Here is a 16,501-nt window from a genome sequence, read left to right on the forward strand (position 1 = left end):
TCTCACGTCTCTCACGTCTCACGCCTCTCACCGCTCACGCCTCACTGTATCCCCCGAAGGTTTCTTCTTGTTTAACAGTTTGTCCAGTGTGTTCTTTACTTTTTGCTCCGATTTCTTTTTGGTATCCTCGAGGGGTTTGCCAGAAGCGGTATCTTTTATGGCTGTGGTATCTTTCCCAAAGAGTTTATTCTTGAGTTCGTTTTCAATCCCTTTTTTAATATCGTTCGTGATTTCTTTTTTCAGTGCATTTGCTGAATCCTTAATCATGGCTTTGGCGCTGTCTGCTTTTTCTTTGGCAAAATTCAGGGCCTGATTTTTTAGTTCTTCAGCTGCATTTCCTGCCGCTTCCTTGAGTTCTGTTTTAAGGGTAGGGTTGGTCAATGTACCACCCATTTTCATCAGCAGGTTAACCGTTTCACCCATATTCATCGGAACGCCTTTTGCTGTTGCTTTGGCTGCCAGCTCATTTACCAATGAGTTGGCTTGATTACCCAGGTATTTGCGTGGGACCTTCATTTGAACGATATAATCTATGGATTGGTCAAGCCCATGCAATCCACCAATTTCCATTTCGATGTCCTTTACTTTTACCGTAAATGGTTTGACCAATACTTTTCCATTGGCAAATTCAATATAGTTTTTTACATCCTTTATGCTGATCTCTTTTAACTGGTCGATCTGCAAGGTGCTGGCGATCTTCTCCAGGGGTTTGAATTTACTCAGAAAACCATCCAGCAGCAGGAAATTACCCTTTCCGGTCAGGGTATTGAACAAAGGCATCATATCACTGCCCAGGTTGCCGGTCATGGTAAATTCAGAGGACAGGGTTCCTCCGATAAATTGCCCGATGGGCATGAGTTTTTGTACGGTATTAAAGGCGAGGAATGCTTTTTGGGCATCAACTTTATCAATGTCGTAGGTGATGGCAATAGCCGGATCTTTCTTGCTGTTTAAAGTAGAATAAGAACCGTTAAAAGTAATATCACCCCCTAATGCCTGTGCCTTCAGGTTTTTTAAGGTAACGGTTTCATCGGCGATAGACAGAGCCCCTTCAATGTTTTGGTAATCGACTTTGTCGTATATAACTGAACCCGCTTTTGCAAGTATTGACAGGTCAATTCCTTTGGGAACTTCAAAAGCTCCGGTGGAGGTCGTCGTCGTATTGGTATCTGTAGTGGAGGAGGTTCCCATCCAATCATTCAGGTTCATCCGGTCGGCACTCAGGTTGAGTTTTCCTTTCATCACCCCTTTGTTGGTAAGGAAGCCTTGAATATTGTCCAGGTTTCCTCCTGCTTTGAAATTCGTATTCATGTATTTGCCAGCCACATCTCCGGCCAGTGACATGACCGTAATGGGTTTGGACAGGCGCACATTGAAATCAAATGGATCGGTACCCCATTCCAAATGCCCCTGTGGAATATCAACGGTGGTTTCATCCGCAATGCCCGATTGGTTGGTGATAACAGCATGGAGTTGACCATTCCGGATCGGCTTTTCCAGGTCGGCCGAGGCATACATCAGGTCACGCAAATCGAAGAACCCACCCGCTGAAAAGTTTCCCTTTTGCGATTGCAGGGCAGCCATACTTCCTTTGGCAAAAACATCCGCATCCAGTATCCCGGCCAGTTGTGTTTTTTCAGGGAGTTTAATATAGCGACCGATGCTGGAAAGATCGATCCGGCCCTTTACCAGGGCGTCGAGGTATTGTAATGTCTCCGGATTTTTAAATAGCAATTTGAAATCCAGAGGCTGATTATCCATTTTTAAATGCCCCCGGGAGATATCAAGAACAGCATTGTCAGGCTGACCGTCGGGATTGGAGGCGAGCAGGGCAATCTGTATATCGGAAACAGGTTTGGGCAGATCGGGATATTGAAAGAATCCATCCTTTACTTCTGCTTTAACTTCATAGGCAGGCATTTCTACCGGACTGTAACGGCCCTTTACAAAGCCTTGAAACAAGGCCTTTCCGCTTGTTTTAATAGACTGAAAATCCTTTGTGTAGACTGCAGGCACCAGCGACAGCAGGTCTTTGAATTCTGTAGACGGTGCATTGAAACGTATATCCATCAAATAGGAACTGTCGCTTTCCAATTGAAAGAAACCATCTGTCTTTATTTCCAGGTTATTAACCTTGACCAACGCATTCGCAAAACTGTATTTGCTCGTTGCCAGATTGGCCTGAATATCGCTGGTAATATGTGCTTCATTACCCGCCAGGTAGGGGATGCCCCCATAGTTAAATGAAACAGATTGTGCGTCGGTTTGGGTTTTCAGTACGAAATCCTCAGCCATCAGATCGCCGCTTCCTTCGTGGTTTAACCCTTTTACTTCCGCTTTCATGCCTGCGGGTTCATCCTGATAATACAGGTAGGCATCGGTGATTGTGTATTCCTGCAAATTCACTTTAAAAGATGAGGAACTGCTATCAGTGTCAGTGGTAGCGGTATCGGGTTTGGTGATATCCCAATTGGCAAACCCTTCCTTGTTTACCAGCAAATGAATTCGCGGCGACTTCATATCTACCGACCGGATCTTCATATCCGAACCTTTCAGGAAACTCAACAGATTAACCGATACCCCGATTTCAGGCGCTGCCAATAAAGTATCTCCGGCAAAATTTCCGGTACCCGCGACAGAGAGGTCTCGCAATCGCAGGGAAACCTGGGGAAATTTCCTGAAAAAAGATATATTAAGGTCCTTAAAATCCACCACCGCGATCAGGTTCTGATTGATCTCCTTTTTGGCCAGGGTCAGGATCTTGTTTTTAAAGAGAAATGGCGCGGCAAAGGCAAAGAGAACGAGTACAAGGAGTACGATGCCGGATATCTTTAAGGTTCTGAGGAGAATTTTCTTCATAGTATTGATTTTGAACGGGAGATGTAAAATTGCAAATATGAGGCCAGATACGCAAGGGGTTGCATGTTATTGATTTTGAATTTGATGCCCTGAGCCCTAATTTTAGGAAAATTTACGTGTGAAGACCATCCTGAATGAACAGCAACTGGACCTGACCATCCGTCGATTGGGGCATCAGATTCTTGAGAACAACGCCGATCCTGAGCAATTTGTCCTGATTGGCCTGCAACCCCGGGGGATTTACTTCAGTGACCGTATTGTTCAGATCATTCGTAAAGAATACCCCGGTAAGAATATTTACTATGGCAAATTGGATATTACTTTTTACCGCGACGATATCCGCAAAGAACTCCATGTGCCAAATCATACAGATATTCCTTTTTCCATCGAAAACAAGACAGTCATTTTGATGGATGATGTACTCCATACGGGCAGAACCATCCGTGCGGCACTTGATGCCCTTTTAGATTTTGGACGACCCGCCAAAGTGGAACTTTGTGTACTTATTGACCGTCGGTTTAGCCGGCAACTCCCCATCCAACCTGACTATACAGGAAAGGCCATTGATTCACTGATGGCGCAAAAGGTCATTGTCCACTGGAAGGAAAAAGAAGGCAAAGAGGCGGTTGACATACTTGATTGACCGTATTTTTCCGGTTTTTTCACAGGTGTGAATATCTATTTTTAAAAGAGAATGGGTTTCCCGTCCTCCATTTAGTTCTATTTCACATACTGTTTTGCTGATTCCTTATACTTTATTAGCAGGTACACCAACTGTTTAGCCTTTTTGTGCGATTTAGAACAGTTGTTAGTTAAACAATAAGATTAATACCTCTTTTTTAAGAATAAGTTTTCATTAAATTTACCTTGCTTTTGTAACGAATTGCTTTTAAATCTAAAAACTGCTTGCTTTATGGCAAAAAACACTTGTCGTCATGGCGCTATGCCAAGACGCCTCTCTTTGCTCCTATTCTCCATTTTTTTAACGCTGGCGGCCTGGGCACAAAAAACTGTAACGGGTACTGTTACAGATAAGGGATCTCCTTTGCCCGGGGCTACGGTTACCGTAAAAGGAACTGCTGTTTCCACGGTAACCAATACCAGTGGTTCATTTTCCATCGCGGTTCCATCGGGAAGCACTGTACTGGTAATTAGTTATGTAGGTTATCAGACCACGGAAGTGAATGTGGCCTCTATTAGCCAGGTCAGTATTTCGCTGACCGAACAGGTTATTACTGGTGAGACAGTGATCGTAACCGGTTATTCTTCGCAGCGAAAGAAGGATATTACGGGTGCGGTGGCGGTGGTCAATGTAAATGACCTGAAGTCGCAACCAACCTTTGATGCACAGTCACAATTACAAGGACGTGCTTCCGGGGTAACGGTGATCCAGAATGGTGTTCCCGGTTCAGGGGCCCAGGTTAGGATCCGTGGTCTGGGTTCTTTTAATAACAACAACCCGTTATATGTTGTAGACGGGGTGCAAACGGGGAGCATTTCCGGTCTCAACCCGAACGATATTGAAAGTATGCAGGTGTTGAAAGATGCGGCCTCTGCCTCTGTTTACGGGGTGCGTGGTTCCAATGGTGTAATCATTGTGACCACCAAAAAGGGCAAAAAGAAAGGGGTTTCTGTGACCTATGACATGTATTATGGTTCCCAAAATCCCGGAAAGGGTTTTGACCTCCTTAATGCCCAGGAAGAGGGCGAATTGTATTTTCTGGCGCGCCAGAACAGCGGTCTTGCTGTAACAGGTTCGGTTTACGGAAGTGGTAGTTCTCCGGTATTACCCGATTACATTTATTATTCCGGTGCCCCCAATAATGGAGTGCCGATCATGAGTGGAAACGCCGGGGTTAATCCCAGTCTCTATTCACTCAACTATAACCAACTGGGTGATCCGGGATATACACCTTATATCATTGTACCCGCCAACAAGGCAGGTACCAACTGGTATGATGAGGTTACCCGCAATGCGCCGATCACCAATCATAATATTTCAGTCAATGGGGCAGGGGAGAACAGCCGATACCTGCTTAGCCTGAACTATTTCAATCAGCAGGCCATTTCCGAGTATAATTTCTTTAAAAGATATACCGCCCGTTTGAACTCAGAATTTTCAATCCTTGACAGAGTACGGATCGGCGAAAACCTGCAGATTTTTGCTACCGAATCCAATCGGCCAGCCAATAACGATGAAGGAGGTATCATTGCCCAGACCTTCCGTCCCATGTCCATTATCCCTGTATATACCATTGTACCGGGTGATTTTGCCGGAACAGCCGGTGGTAGTGGTTTTGGTACCTGGGGCAACGCCAAAAACCCTCTTGCCGTTCTGTATCGTAACCGGAACAACCGGAATAACGATATGAACATCTTTGGTAACGTTTATATGGAGATCGACCTGATGAAGAATTTGACCTTCCGCAGCAGTTTCGGTGGTGCGATCAACTATAATAATTCATTCACCTATCCTTTCATTGAATACGAACACACGGAGAATAATGCGAATACCACTTATTCCGAGAATTTTATTCGTAACAATAACTGGATATGGACCAACCAGGCCTCCTACAAAGCAAGTTTTAAAGAGCATGACCTCAACGTGGTCGTAGGTACAGAGGCCCAGAAATCAGGCGGTCGTCAGGTGATCGGTTCTTCAACCGGATACTACAGTTATGATTACCTGCCTTTCCTCAACCTGTCGAACGGTTCCACACAAAACCTGAGTGGTAGTGTGATCTATACTCCTGTTACTACACAATCCTATTTTGCAAAAGCGGATTATTCCTTTGAAGGAAAATATCTTGCTTCTCTTACTGTACGTCGTGATGGTTCCTCCAAATTTCTGGATCCCAATAAATGGGGTACATTCCCCGCCTTCTCTCTGGGTTGGCGCATTTCCGATGAAGATTTCTTTGGGGATGTAAAATGGGTGGATGACCTGAAGATCCGTGGTAGCTGGGGTAAAATGGGTAACGAGGCTGCCCTCGGCGCCTCCAACGCCTTTACCACATTTGGTAGTAACCGCCAAAGCTCCTGGTATGATCTGACGGGTACACAAAGCTCTCCCCAGGAAGGTTTCTTCCTTTCTTTTGTAGGAAACGCCCTGGGTAAATGGGAGCAAAGTGTTACCTCCAATATTGGTTTTGATGCCACTTTATTCAACGGATCTACCGATGTGATTTTTGACTGGTATCAGAAAAAAACGATCGACCTTCTTTATAATCCTGCCGGTCAGGCCATCGCTGGTGCGGTTGCCGCTAATAACCCGGCATTCCGCAATGTAGGCAGCATGAAGAACTCTGGTGTTGACCTGATGATCACCAACCGGAAGAATATCAACCGCGACCTGCGTTTGATTTCTACGCTGACCTTTACTACCTATAAGAATGAGATCACCGGGATCAACGGAACCCAACAGTTCTTTGATTTCAACAGTCCTGCCAACGAAGCCAACCGTATCGGTAGCAATGCCACACGGAACTTCGTCGGTAGCCCCCTGAACACTTATTATGGTTATCAGGTGGTAGGTCTGTTCCAATCTGCTTCTGATGTTTCTTCTTCTCCCACTCAGGCAGGTGCAGGCCCGGGCCGTTTCAAATATGCGGATATCAGTGGACCTGCTGGTAAGCCGGATGGAGTAATTGATGCCAATGACCGGACCATTATCGGTGATCCTAATCCGGATTTCAGCTATGGTCTTAATCTGGCGCTTGAATACAAAGCCTTTGATGTTTCAGCCTTCTTCTATGGAGCAGCCGGAAAACAGTCTTTCAACTTTGTTCGGTGGTGGACTGATTTCTCCAGTGGTTTCCCAGGCGGACGCAGCAAGCGTGCCCTGTATGATAGCTGGTTGCCCGATGGTAGCCGCCCCAATGCTACAACCCCCATTCAGGAGGTTACACAAACAGCTGGTGGATTCAGTACCTCCGGTTCTGTAAACTCTTATTATGTGGAGAATTCAGGTTTCTTCCGTTTGCGCAACCTGCAGATCGGTTATACCCTTCCTGCCAGCCTGCTTAGCAAAGTGAAGATATCTAAGGCCCGTCTGTATGTTCAGGGAACAAACCTCTTCACCATTACCAAGTACACTGGTCTCGATCCCGATATCGTGAGTTTTGACGACCGTGCTGCCGGCGTGGATGTAGGTGCCTTCCCAACTGTAAGACAATTCATCATTGGAGCGAATATCAATTTCTAAGACCCTAATAAAATGTTATATATGAAAAGTAAAAAACTGATCCTGCTTGTGGCGGCAACGACCTTAATCTCGTTGGTCGCTTGTAAGAAGGGTTTCCTGAATGTAGATCCCAAAGGTGTATTGGATGAAAATACACTGGCGACTGAAAAAGGAGTGAATAAACTCCTGCTGTCTGCCTACGCCATGCTGGATGGACATGATGGTGGATTGAACCTGGGTGGAGAATGGGGATCCAGTGGTTCCAACTTCCTGTATGGAGCCATTGGTGGCGGTGAAGCCAACAAAGGTTCTGACCCGAATGACCAGGCCCCGAATATGACACCTGTACAACGACATGATGCCACCTCTACCAACGGAGGGCTGAATGATCGTTGGAAAGCTTTGTATGAAGGTGTAAAACGGACCAATACCGTATTACAGGTGCTGGCCAAGGTGCAGAACATCAATGATGACGCCAGAAAAAGCCTCGCCGGTCAAGCCCGCGCACTGCGTGCCTGGTACCATTTCATGGCTAAAATAACCTTTAACAAAGTGCCTTATCTGGATGAGCAGATCGATGCTGATCTGGCAAGTGGCGCTATCCTGGGAGTTACCAATGAAACAGATATCTGGCCCCAGATCGTGACCGATGCCAAATTTGCCTGGGAAAATCTTCCGGCCAATATGGATGCCGTAGGTCGTATCAACAAATGGGTGGCTGGTGCTATCTATGGTAAGATACTGTTGTTCACCAAAGATTTTACTACTGCCAGAACGGTATTGAATGATGTGGTGGCCAATGGAACAAACCCCCTGGGTGTAGCCTTTGACCTGACGACCAATTATGATGATAATTTCAATGTGGATTTTGATAACTCGCGCGAGTCGGTACTTGCATTCCAGGCCTCTTCGAAAGACAATGCCGGTGCGCGTAATGGTAACTGGGGCGACTTATTGAATACACCCGCTACCAACCTCGGTGGCGCCGGATTCTTTTGCCCCACCTACTGGTTCACCAACAGTTTTAAAACAGATGGAAATGGATTACCTGTAACCAATCCACACAATACCGATGTACTGGATCCTGCAGGTATGGCCGGATATACACAGTATAGCGGGAATGTGGATACCAGGCTCGACTGGACCATTGGCCGTAACGGTGTTCCTTACCACGACTGGGGTACCTTCCAGACAACCTGGAGAAGGGATGTATCAGCAGGCCCCTTTGCCAACAAGAAAACCGTAATCCGCCAGTCTCAGGTAGGAGCTACACATGATGCCAGTGTATGGTTCTCTGCAGGGGGTGTGGCCCTGAACATAAATTATATCCGTTTCTCGGATGTGATCCTGATGGCGGCTGAAGCCGAGATCGAAGGAGGAGGCTCGCTCGCAACAGCACAAACCTTGATCAACCGTGTACGTAACCGTGCAAAAAATAGTTCTGTGGTCAGCTTTCCCAACACCTACGGAACTCCCCGTACAGAACCTTATACCGCTGCATTTGCCAACCAGGACGCTGCCCGTACTGCCGTACGGTTGGAGCGTACCCTGGAGTTAGGTCTTGAAGGCTGGCGTTTCTTTGACCTGGTTCGCTGGGGTATTGCCGCCACTGAACTCAATGCCTATTATACCTATGAGAGTGCCATGCCTTACCAGGTGATCCTTGTGCCCAAGCCGACCTACGCGTCACCAGCGCAGGATTTCTACCCGGTACCGCAACAACAAATTGATTTAAGCAATGGATTTATTAAACCATAAGCAGTAGTCAGTCGTTTCATCCTTCCTTCAAATAGGTAAAGCCTTCGGGCTTTGCCTATTTGATTTTTTGGACCTTTCATATATTAGCATTTCGCTGCATAACCAACGAATTGAACAATTACCCACTCATGAGAAATTCAAGGCGCCTGTCAATTTTTTACGGCTTGGTCTTCTTGTCTGTCATGATCTGTTCCTGTGAGGAAAAGGATGGCCTGTTTGTACAAAAAAGCCCTGACCAAACCGGCATTGAGTTTACCAACCAACTCTTTGAAGATGATTCCATCAACATCTTTGACTTTGCCAATATTTACAATGGGGGAGGTGTAGGCGTTGGAGATTTTAATAATGACAGTCTCCCGGACCTGTATTTCACCGGGAACATGGTTTCCAATAAACTCTATTTGAACAAAGGAGCCTTTCGCTTTGAGGACGTAACGGAGGTTTCCCAGACCACAGGTGGAGGAATATGGAGCAGGGGAGTGGCTGTGGTAGATATCAACAATGACGGATGGATGGATTTGTATGTTTGTGCCACGGCAAAACATGATCCGCTCAAACGGATCAACCTCTTATATGTAAACCAGGGCCTGAACAATAACAAAGTACCGGTGTTCAGGGAATTGGCGGCGGAGTATGGACTGGCTGACACTTCTTCCAGTACCATGGCTTATTTTTTTGACTATGACAACGATGAGGACCTTGACCTCTATATCGCGGTAAACCATATCATCAAGGATGAATATGCGAATAAGTTCCGAAAACGTAACCTCAATGGAGAACACCCGAGCACGGGAAAATTATTTCGAAATGATTGGAATGATTCACTGAAACATCCCTTTTATACAGATGTGTCACGTGAAGCAGGGATCCTGATCGAAGGCTATTCCCATGCGGCAAACATTTTTGATGTCAACCAGGACGGATGGCTTGATATTTTTGTAGCCAATGATTATATCTCCAGCAATGTGCTGTACATCAATAACCGGGATGGCACGTTTACTGACAGCCTGTTAGACTATTTTAAACATGGTGCCGCTAATTCCATGGGCTCCGATGCCGTGGATATGAACAATGATGGTTTGGATGATGTGATCGAGGTAGATATGGCGCCGGGTGATAACCTTCGTCGAAAAATGTTTCTCAACGCTAACAATTATCTCACCTATCAGAACAGTGATATGTACGGGTTCCAATACCAGTATGTACGCAACATGCTTCATTTGAACCTTGGCCCATCCCAGCGTGAGGGAGATACAATTCGTCATCCGGAGTTTGCCGAGATCGGTTATTACGCGGGAATTGCCCAAACCGATTGGAGCTGGACGCCCCTGGCTGCCGATTTTGACAATGACGGATATCGCGATATTCTGTTCTCCAACGGGTTTCCCAAAGACATTACCGATCATGATTTCATTGTGTACCGCGAGGATGCAGGCACATTGGTTACCGACCAGGAAATGATCGATGAAATACCCGTGGTTAAGATCCACAATTTTGTGTACCGGAATAATGGCGATCTCCGTTTCACAGACATGACCGCCGAGTGGGGAATGGAAGAACCTACTTTTTCCAATGGGGCTGTATATGTGGATCTGGACAAAGATGGCGATCTGGATATTGTGATGAACAATATCAACGACCCCGCCGGAATTTTTGAGAACCGCCTTGCACCGGTTAAGAAAAATGGGTTTATTCAGGTGGAGCTTTCAGGCCCGGAAAAAAACAGGCAGGCAATTGGTGCCACCATAACCTTACATCAGGGAAAAGAAATACAGTATTTTCATTACAATCCATATCGTGGATATATATCTTCTGTCAGTTCACAGGTACATTTTGGATTGGGGGGTAAACCCATTGATTCGGTAGTGATCCAATGGCCGGGAGGCAAAAGGTCCGTTTTTTTAGCGCCGGCAGAAAATTCAACCATAAAGGCCAATATAGCGTCTGCAGGACCGGCCATTAAAACAAACAGGGACCATGCTGATTCATGGTTTACCGAAGTGACCCGAAGTGTGGGGATCGATTTCCGGCATCAGCAACGCGATTTCATTGATTTCAATATTCAGAAATTATTGCCACATAAGTTTACGGAAGCCGGCCCCCGTATCGCTACAGGTGATATGAACGGGGATGGTCTGGAGGATTTTGTGTTGGGAAGTTCGCCGGGTTTCAGTCCAATGCTTTTCTTTCAGGACCAGGATGGCAAGTTCAGCGAGGAAGCCTTGTTAACCGGGGATCTGGCCGCGCGAAAGAGATCGGATGATCAGGGTCTTTTGTTATTTGATGCAGATGGGGATAGCGATCTTGATCTGTACATAACCGCAGGTGGATACGCGTATCGAAATGAAGATATAGGTTACCAGGATCAGTTCTACCTTAATGACGGGAAAGGTCTGTTTAGGCCTGATAGCAATGCCATCCCTATCCGGAATGTGAGTAAATCCTGTGTACGGGCAGCGGATTTTGATAAGGATGGCGATCTTGATCTCTTTATCGGTGGAAGGGTAAAACCCTGGAATTACCCCCAACCCGTACCCTCATTTATATTTCGAAATGATTCCAGGGATGGTAAAGCCCGGTTTTCCGATATCACTTCCACCATTGCCCCCTTCCTGAAGAACCTGGGGATGGTCACGGATGCCTCCTGGAGCGATTTTGACGGCGATGGCTGGACCGATCTCCTCCTGGCCGGAGAATGGATGCCCCTGACCTTCTTGCGCAACAATAAAGGGGTTTTCGAGGATATGACCACCAGGACAGGCATCGGTGATCGTTCAGGATGGTGGACCAGTCTCTGTAGCGGGGATTTTGATAAGGATGGGGATTTGGACTTTGTGGCTGGAAACCTGGGGGAGAATTCCTATTACAAAGCTTCTCCTGCATACCCCGTATCCGTGTATGCCAAAGATTTTGACAGGAATGGAGTTACGGAAGCTATCCCGACCAGTTTTATCCGGGGAAAAGATACCGATAAAGAAGGACAGGAATTTCCGGCCCATACCCGGGATGATATCGTTGACCAGATGCCCTTCATCAAGAAACGGTTTCTGTCCTATCGTTCCTTTGGCTCAGCTACTTTTCATCAGCTATTTACTCCCGCTGAATTACAAGGGGCCCTACGATTAAAGGCCAATTGCCTTCAGAGTCATTATATCCGGAATGACGGGGGCGGAAAGTTTAGTTTACATCCACTACCGGCCATGGCGCAATATTCGGTGGTGAATGCCCTGGTGACCGCCGATTTCAATGCAGACGGGAACCTGGACCTTTTCCTTTCTACCAATGATTATAGCACTGAACCCGGGAATGGGCGATATGATGCATTACGTGGGCTTGTTCTCCAGGGGGATGGAAAAGGAGGCTTCAGGCCATTGTCCATGATGCAAAGCGGAGTGTGTATTCCCGGTAATGGGAAATCCGTGGCAGGGTTAAAGGCCGCAGATGGTTCCCGGCTTATTGTTTCCAGCCAGAACAGGGGAGCGGTACAGGTATTCCGGCAAAGGGATGGTAAGAAATAATTGGCCCGAACAGGTTTTGGGAATTTGCTTTATCTTCGCTTTTTAATGAGCCTTTCTACCAAACACCTGCTGGGTATTAAAGATCTTACCCCGGAAGATATTCAGACCATTTTACAAACCGCCCAACAGTTCAAAGAAGTTTTGCAGCGACCGATTAAAAAAGTGCCCTCCCTGCGGGATGTCACCATCGTCAACCTGTTTTACGAGAATTCTACGCGGACACGCATATCTTTTGAACTGGCAGAAAAAAGGCTATCTGCCGATACCATCAATTTTTCAGCATCTGGCTCCTCCGTTTCAAAAGGAGAAACTTTACTGGATACGGTCAATAATATCTTATCCATGAAAGTGGATATGGTTGTAATGCGGCACAGTGCCAGTGGAGCCCCGCATTTTCTGGCCAAGCATATTCCGGCCGCTGTGATCAATGCCGGTGATGGAATCAATGAACACCCGACGCAAGCCCTGCTCGATGCCTTATCGATACAGGAGAAGTTAGGATCGCTTGCCGGGGTTCGGGTGGCCATCATTGGGGATATCATGCACAGCCGGGTGGCACAAAGCAATATTTATCTGCTGAAGAAAATGGGGGCGGAAGTGATCGTGTGTGGCCCGCCAACCCTTATCCCCAAATACATGACCGAAACCTTTGGCATCCGCGTGGAGTATGACCTGCGTAAGGCTTTGGAGTGGTGTGATGTGGCCAATGTGTTACGGATACAATTGGAAAGACAAAATCAGGTGCTCTTCTCCTCCTTGCGGGAATACAGCCTGGCTTATGGTATAAACCGCCGAATATTGGAAAGCCTTTCCAAACCGATCACCATCATGCACCCCGGTCCGATCAATCGTGGTGTAGAACTTGACAGCGATGTAGCTGATGGGCAGCAATCCCTTGTTTTACAACAGGTAGAGAATGGCGTGGCGGTCCGTATGGCAGTGCTGTACCTGCTTTCCAACCGGCAGAATTAATTTCGTCATTTACCATTTATATCCCATCTTAGTCCCTGCTAACGGCCTGCTGCCGGAAAATTTAAATTATGGAAAGGATCTGTCTTTTTCCCGGGACATTTGACCCTGTCACACTTGGCCATGTGGATATCATTACCCGCGCCCTGCCATTGTTTGACAAGATCGTTGTTGGGATCGGTACCAATACCGGAAAATCTCCCATGTTCACAAGTGACCAACGACTGGGATGGATCAAAGACCTTTTTGCAGAGCATCCCTCGGTAGTATGTACCACTTATGAGGGACTGACCATTGATTATTGTCGCAAGATCAAAGCTCGCTTTATCTTGCGGGGCATCCGGTATGTGAGCGATTTTGAATATGAAAAAACGATCGCTGATGCCAATCGGCAATTGGACAAGAATATTGAAACCATCTTTCTCACCTGCGAACCCAAGTACACTTCTGTTGCCTCTACCATTGTTCGGGATATCATCCGAAATGGGGGCGATGCCAGCGCCTTCCTGCCCGAAGTGGTGGCGCAATCCGTATTAAAAAGTGGGAAAGGGGTTCAGTCCTGAAGGGTCAGTATCACATCGCGAACAGAGGGGAACATCTGTGGGAAATAGGTTTTGGCTTCAGCCAATCCCACCCACCTGACCTCCGTAATATCTTCTTCAGCCTGGGCTGTCAAAACCTGATCTTTCGGGGCTTTCATCCGGAACCAATTTGATTCTTTTAAAATAAAACGCGTGCCTTCGTGGTAGGTATGATAGGTGGTAAGCAACGGCGAAACCAATTCCAGTTCCTTTATTCCGGTTTCTTCCCTCACTTCACGTAAGGCACAATCTTCAATGCGCTCGCCTTTATCCAGTTTGCCTTTGGGCAGATCCCAGGAACCCCTTCGAAAGATCAACAACAATTCATTTTCCGGCGTTAATACGGCACCTCCACCAGCCACGAAAAGGGTGAACTTTCGAAAGAACTCTTTCTTTAATTTCTCCAGGTCTTTATGAAAAAATACACCGGCATGAATGGCCGGTTGTTGTATTTCATGGATCATGGATTTGATGGTATGCGCATCCAGTTCATCAATAAAGACCGCATCATCGTGATGAACAAACGGCTCGATCTCCTCATTGATTTCATCGCAGAGATACAGGGGTTTATCCTCAAAGTAAATTTTCAGATACATAGCTTTGGTTTACCTTCGCCGCATGACCGATGCGAAAATTGTTGCCGAGAAACTATTACAAGTTAATGCAGTTAAATTAAGTCCCCAAGCCCCGTTTACCTGGGCAAGTGGATGGAAGAGCCCGATCTATTGCGATAACCGACGGATCCTTTCTTTTCCTTATGTGCGTGACTATATCAAATCAGAGCTTTGCAATGTAATTTTTGAACGCTTCCCCGAGGCTGACCTGGTGGCGGGTGTGGCGACCGCAGGGATCGCCTGGGGAGCCATGGCAGCCGATCAATTAAAACTTCCCTTTGTTTATGTGCGTCCCAAACCCAAGGAACATGGAATGGGGAATCAGATTGAAGGGTATTTTGAACCCGGGCAAAAAGTAGTAGTGGTCGAAGACCTGGTATCCACAGCCAAAAGCAGTTTACAGGTGGTGGATGTGTTGAAAGCAGCCGGGTTGACCATCGAAGGGATGGTATCAATATTCACCTATGGCTTTCCACAGGCTACGGAAGCATTTGAAAAAGCAGGGGTCACCTATTTCCCGCTCACTGATTATACCCATTTGCTGGAGGCAGCAGGCGCCAAAGGCCAGATAGAGCCAGGACAACAAGAAATATTGTTAAAATGGCGTCAGGACCCTGCGAATTGGACAGGGGTTTTGTAATTTTCCTTTCAAATACCTTCTATGCGAACTGTTATCCTGCTTTTCCTGGCCATCGGCGGCTTAACCTTATCTTCTTCGGCCCAAACCAAGGCGGTAGAAACAATCAAAATTAAGACGCCTACAGTAGGCTGTGAGGCTTGTAAAACAAGGATCGAAGAGTACCTGAAACGTTATGACGGGGTAACCTATGTAAATGTGAACTGGCGAAAGAAGGAGACCATGGTGAAATTCTTAACCAACCGGATCAATGCCGAGACCATAAAGGCGGCTATTGCCAATGCCGGGTATGAAGCCGATGAATACCCCGCCAATCCGGATGCCTATAACAAGCTTCCAAAGACGTGTAAACATGTGGGGGGATAGTGGTTGGATTAGGGATGTTGGATGTTGTATGGTGGATGTTGGTGATTCATATCATTCAAGGTTAAATAAGAAGAGGGGCCTGAATTTCTTCAGGCCCCTCTTTATTTGTCATTAACTTTAAACATTCTCCACTATCATCCAACACCCAACATCCAACATCCAACATCCAACATCCAACATCCACCATCCAACATCCTCTTCAATCTTCCCTAACTTCCTGTTTTCCCTCAAAAAATACCGGGTATTTTTTATAAAAACCCGCTTTCCCCACTTTTGTCGTACCCTCAACCTTTAGTTGAAGAGGCGTATTCATCAACATGGCGAAGCTATGTTTTAGCAGGGACCCTGAGGCCGCGGTCATCCGGATAGGGATGCTAAAGGATGATTTTGCCGGGATCTTTATTTTTTCTTCCAGTCTGGCTTTGCCCAGGTATTCATTTTCCACATACACATCGAACTCCGCATCCTTCATGGTCACCCCAAATCCGTTGGGGTTAAAATAATCCAGATGAAACCGGATCACTGATTCTGTGGCACCAATGGAGTGGACTTTGAATTTGGATATGCCCTGATAGTCGGGTGGTTTGGCCGTTCGGCAGGAGACCAGGAAGAGCACAATAACCAGTACGGGAAACGATCGCTTCATAATACAAATCTGCATGAAAAATAAATAGCCCGGGTAGGAAAGGGGAGGATTGGGAAGGATTTAAGAAATAGTTCCCGGGACCATGTTTTTTTAGCTGGCTAATTTTCTTGGTTTTTTTATAGAATTCCAATTTAAAAATCAAACCAAATATATTAGTAAATACAAATTTGAATTAAAATAAACATAATCAATGATTAAGAATATTTGTTTCAACTAAAATTAACGGTATAAAGTGCCGATTTTTCCTTCATTTTACCCAAATTCCTGTTGTATTCAACAATGTATATTTATTTGCTCTATGATGCTCATTTAAAATATAATAGCATGGATGTTTGAAATTTTATGTTCAATCGTATTTCATATACAAAAA

At 46.1% G+C, this 16,501-nt stretch carries 11 protein-coding genes; 8 read left to right on the plus strand and 3 right to left on the minus strand.

Features of this window, described 5'->3' with window-relative positions; translation table 11 throughout:
- Positions 1 to 27 precede the first annotated feature (27 nt).
- Entirely contained in the window at positions 28 to 2,859 is a 2,832-nt protein-coding gene (locus J0M30_09705; protein MBN8667764.1) for a hypothetical protein, read from the minus strand.
- 118 nt (positions 2,860 to 2,977) lie between these two features.
- Here J0M30_09705 and pyrR point away from each other — a divergent pair, with 118 nt between their 5' ends.
- From pyrR to coaD, 6 genes are all read left to right on the plus strand, one after another.
- Entirely contained in the window at positions 2,978 to 3,502 is a 525-nt protein-coding gene (gene pyrR, locus J0M30_09710; GenBank protein MBN8667765.1) for a bifunctional pyr operon transcriptional regulator/uracil phosphoribosyltransferase PyrR, read from the plus strand.
- A gap of 270 nt (positions 3,503 to 3,772) precedes the next feature.
- Complete coding sequence (locus tag J0M30_09715) at positions 3,773 to 7,063, plus strand: TonB-dependent receptor (GenBank protein MBN8667766.1); 3,291 nt, start codon at positions 3,773 to 3,775, stop codon at positions 7,061 to 7,063.
- Between the two features lie 21 nt (positions 7,064 to 7,084).
- On the plus strand, positions 7,085 to 8,800 hold the full coding sequence (locus J0M30_09720; GenBank protein ID MBN8667767.1) for a RagB/SusD family nutrient uptake outer membrane protein: 1,716 nt from the start codon (positions 7,085 to 7,087) through the stop codon (positions 8,798 to 8,800).
- 128 nt (positions 8,801 to 8,928) lie between these two features.
- A complete protein-coding gene (locus J0M30_09725) occupies positions 8,929 to 12,318 on the plus strand; it encodes a VCBS repeat-containing protein (GenBank protein ID MBN8667768.1) in 3,390 nt (1,129 codons plus the stop codon).
- A 45-nt stretch (positions 12,319 to 12,363) separates the two neighbouring features.
- Positions 12,364 to 13,290, plus strand: a complete 927-nt coding sequence (locus J0M30_09730) for an aspartate carbamoyltransferase catalytic subunit (GenBank protein MBN8667769.1) — start codon at positions 12,364 to 12,366, stop codon at positions 13,288 to 13,290.
- A 68-nt stretch (positions 13,291 to 13,358) separates the two neighbouring features.
- Positions 13,359 to 13,850, plus strand: a complete 492-nt coding sequence (gene coaD, locus J0M30_09735) for a pantetheine-phosphate adenylyltransferase (GenBank protein MBN8667770.1) — start codon at positions 13,359 to 13,361, stop codon at positions 13,848 to 13,850.
- On the opposite strand, the gene J0M30_09740 is transcribed toward coaD, so the two are convergent.
- Positions 13,841 to 14,464, minus strand: coding sequence for an NUDIX domain-containing protein (locus tag J0M30_09740; protein ID MBN8667771.1), 624 nt, complete (start codon positions 14,462 to 14,464; stop codon positions 13,841 to 13,843). The genes coaD and J0M30_09740 overlap by 10 nt on opposite strands.
- Positions 14,465 to 14,486: 22 nt before the next feature.
- On the opposite strand from J0M30_09740, the gene J0M30_09745 reads away from it, so the two are divergent.
- Positions 14,487 to 15,122 carry an orotate phosphoribosyltransferase gene (locus tag J0M30_09745; protein MBN8667772.1) on the plus strand — a complete coding sequence of 212 codons (636 nt, stop codon included), beginning with the start codon at positions 14,487 to 14,489 and terminating at the stop codon, positions 15,120 to 15,122.
- 21 nt (positions 15,123 to 15,143) lie between these two features.
- A complete protein-coding gene (locus J0M30_09750) occupies positions 15,144 to 15,485 on the plus strand; it encodes a cation transporter (GenBank protein MBN8667773.1) in 342 nt (113 codons plus the stop codon).
- Positions 15,486 to 15,684: 199 nt separating this feature from the next.
- Here J0M30_09750 and J0M30_09755 read toward each other — a convergent pair whose 3' ends face one another.
- Complete coding sequence (locus J0M30_09755; GenBank protein ID MBN8667774.1) at positions 15,685 to 16,131, minus strand: LEA type 2 family protein; 447 nt, start codon at positions 16,129 to 16,131, stop codon at positions 15,685 to 15,687.
- Positions 16,132 to 16,501: the final 370 nt, after the last annotated feature.

The sequence above is a fragment of the Chitinophagales bacterium genome, from assembly GCA_017303415.1.
In the GTDB taxonomy this organism is placed as follows: Bacteria; Bacteroidota; Bacteroidia; order Chitinophagales; family Chitinophagaceae; genus SpSt-398.

Coding starts and splice junctions, on each gene's coding strand:
- J0M30_09705 (MBN8667764.1), bottom strand. CDS start 2,859: ATGAAGAAAATTCTCCTCAGAACCTTAAAGATATCCGGCATCGTACTC.
- J0M30_09715 (MBN8667766.1), top strand. CDS start 3,773: ATGGCAAAAAACACTTGTCGTCATGGCGCTATGCCAAGACGCCTCTCT.
- J0M30_09720 (MBN8667767.1), top strand. CDS start 7,085: ATGAAAAGTAAAAAACTGATCCTGCTTGTGGCGGCAACGACCTTAATC.
- J0M30_09725 (MBN8667768.1), top strand. CDS start 8,929: ATGAGAAATTCAAGGCGCCTGTCAATTTTTTACGGCTTGGTCTTCTTG.
- J0M30_09730 (MBN8667769.1), top strand. CDS start 12,364: ATGAGCCTTTCTACCAAACACCTGCTGGGTATTAAAGATCTTACCCCG.
- coaD (MBN8667770.1), top strand. CDS start 13,359: ATGGAAAGGATCTGTCTTTTTCCCGGGACATTTGACCCTGTCACACTT.
- J0M30_09740 (MBN8667771.1), bottom strand. CDS start 14,464: ATGTATCTGAAAATTTACTTTGAGGATAAACCCCTGTATCTCTGCGAT.
- J0M30_09745 (MBN8667772.1), top strand. CDS start 14,487: ATGACCGATGCGAAAATTGTTGCCGAGAAACTATTACAAGTTAATGCA.
- J0M30_09750 (MBN8667773.1), top strand. CDS start 15,144: ATGCGAACTGTTATCCTGCTTTTCCTGGCCATCGGCGGCTTAACCTTA.
- J0M30_09755 (MBN8667774.1), bottom strand. CDS start 16,131: ATGAAGCGATCGTTTCCCGTACTGGTTATTGTGCTCTTCCTGGTCTCC.